Here is a 2,567-nt window from a genome sequence, read left to right as displayed (position 1 = left end):
TTCCTACACCGACGTCACCGCCCAGCTGCCGGCGCTGCGGCTGTTGCAGGTAATCGCGCTCGTCTGCCTGGTGCTGTTCCTGGTCAACATCCGCTTCCGCGGCTGGCTGCTGCCGACGCTTGCGGTGGGGATCCTGTTCGTCGCGGGGGTGGTCCTGGTCGGCATCGTCCCGACGGTGGTCCAGCGCATCCGGGTCGCGCCGCAGGAGCTGGAGCGGGAGCGCCCGTTCATCCAGCACAACCTCGACTTCACCCGCTTCGCGTTCGGGCTCGACGACGTCGAGTCCGAGCCGTTCCCCGCCCGCGCGGAGCTGTCGGCCCAGGAGGTGCTCGACAACGCCGACACGCTCAGCGCGGTGCGCCTGTGGGATCCCGCCCCGGCGTTGGCGGCCTACACCCAGCTGCAGGAGCTGCGGCCCTACTACGATTTCCGCGACGTCGACGTGGACCGCTACGACATCAACGGCGAGCGGCGCCAGGTGCTCATCGCCGCCCGCGAGATCAGCGAGCGCGACCTGCCGTAGGACACGTGGCAGACCCAGCACCTGGTCTACCCCCCCGGCATCGGGGTGGTCTCCTCGGAGGTGTCGCGCGCCACGCCCGACGGCCAGCCGGTGTTCCTCGCCCGCGACATCCCGACCGCGGGCGCTGAAGAGCTGGTGCCTGAGAACCCGCGCATCTACTTCGGTGAGAACCCGCCGAGCTACTCCGTGGTGGGGACCTCTCAGCCGGAGCTGGACTTCGCCCAAGTCGACGGGCCGCCGGTGGAGACGACCTATGACGGCGACGACGGCGTCGCGGTCGGCTCCTTCGGCCGCCGGCTGGCCTTCGCGCTCCGCTTCGCCGAGCCCAACATGGTGCTGTCGAACCTGCTCGGCGACGAATCCAAGGTGCTGTTCCGCCGGGAGGTCCGCCAGCGGGTCGAGTCGGCGGCGCCGTTCCTCAAGCTCGACCACGACGCGTACTCGGTGGTCACAGGGGGGCGCATCCAGTGGATCATCGACGCCTACACCACCAGCGAGATGATCCCCTACTCCCAGCGGGTGGATCTGGGCCCCCTGACCGCCGCGGAGCAGCGCCGGCTCGTGGCCCGCACGACCGAGACCGGCGCGGCGGTCATCGAGGAGCGCAGCATCGAGCTGCCCGGCATCGAGGGCACCGCCAACTACATCCGCAACAGCGTCAAGGCCGTGGTGGACGCCTACGACGGCACCGTGACGCTGTATGTCATGGACCCCGACGACCCCGTCATCGGAGCCTGGCGCGCCGCCTTCCCGACGGTGTTCACCGACGTCGACGCCGCCAGCGAGGACCTGCGCGCCCACTTCCGCTACCCCGAGGACATGTTCCGGGTGCAGGCGGCGGTCTACCGCGACTACCACATCCCGGGACCCGACGAGTTCTACACGAAGGAGGACGCCTGGCGGCTGCCTCTGGACCCCGCCTTCCAGCGCAATCAGGCGGAGGGCGCGAACGTCACCCCACGCACGCTTCGGCCGCTGTACCAGCAGATCCGACTGCCGGGCGACACCGAGGAGGACTTCGCGCTGCTGCAGCCGTACACCCCGCGGGGCGAGAACCGCCTCAACCTCATCGCCTACCTCGCCGGCGGAGGTGACCCGGAGAACTACGGTCGTCTGCGGGCGTTCCTCATGCCGCCCAGCGAGACGGTGTTCGGACCGGAGCAGATCCAGGCACGCATCGACCAGCAGGAGGACATCGCCGCGGAGCTGTCACTGCTCAACCAGCGCGGCTCGGCGGTCATCTACGGCAACCTGCTGACCATCCCCGTCGAGGACTCGCTGCTGTACGCCCAACCGCTGTTCCTTCGCGCCGAGCAGTCCGCCATCCCGGTGCTCGCGAAGGTCGTGCTGGTCTTCGGCGACCAGATCGTCATGCGCAACACCCTTGCCGAGTCCCTGCAAGTCGTCTTCGACGTCGTTCCCGACGAGGTCCGGGCGCCCGGTGAGCAGCTTCCCGATGCGGGCGAGGACGACGGCGGCGACGGCCAACCGCCCGCGGGCGCGGGAACCGGCGACCCCCGCGTCGAGGCGCTGATCGGCCAGGCCCTCGAAGCCTTCGCCGACGCCGAGGCCGCTCTGCGCGAGGGCGATCTCGGGCGCTACCAGGAGCTGACCGAAAGCGCACAGGCGGCGCTGGCGGAGGCCCAGCAGCTGCTCGGCGGCGCCGCGCCCGGTGCCGAGGACGCCACCGGTGCCACTGAGGACCCGACCTCCGGCGGCGACGAGGCCGGCACGGCGACCGAAGAGCCGGCGGGCTAGTGCCCATCACCGTCACGGTGGTGGATGCTCCGAGGGGCCGGTGACAGGCGAGGCAGGCGCCCGGACGACGGCGGCGCGCGTCGGCACGGCGATGGCGCTGACCTCGGCGGCCGCCTTCGGTTCCGCCGGGCCGATGGCCAAGGGGCTGCTCGAGTCAGGTTGGTCCTCGTCGGCTGTGGTCCTCGTCCGCCTCGGCGGCGCCGCGGCGATCCTGACGCTCGCGGCGGCGTTGGCGCTGCGAGGCTCCTGGCGTCCGTCTGCTGCCGCGGTGCGGACGATCGTGCTG

2 pseudogenes are annotated in these 2,567 nt (G+C 71.1%); both read left to right on the top strand.

The window, feature by feature from the left end:
• Nucleotides 1–43 precede the first annotated feature (43 nt).
• A pseudogene (locus ACR2FV_RS05525) lies at nucleotides 44–2,281 on the top strand (UPF0182 family protein).
• 40 nt (nucleotides 2,282–2,321) lie between these two features.
• Nucleotides 2,322–2,567: pseudogene (locus ACR2FV_RS05520) on the top strand (EamA/RhaT family transporter); the annotation flags it as partial.

The organism is Ornithinimicrobium sp. (assembly GCF_051004135.1).
Lineage (GTDB): Bacteria > Actinomycetota > Actinomycetes > Actinomycetales > Dermatophilaceae > Ornithinicoccus.
Note: the sequence above shows the minus strand (reverse complement) of the source record. Positions and strands in the feature narration are given on the sequence as shown.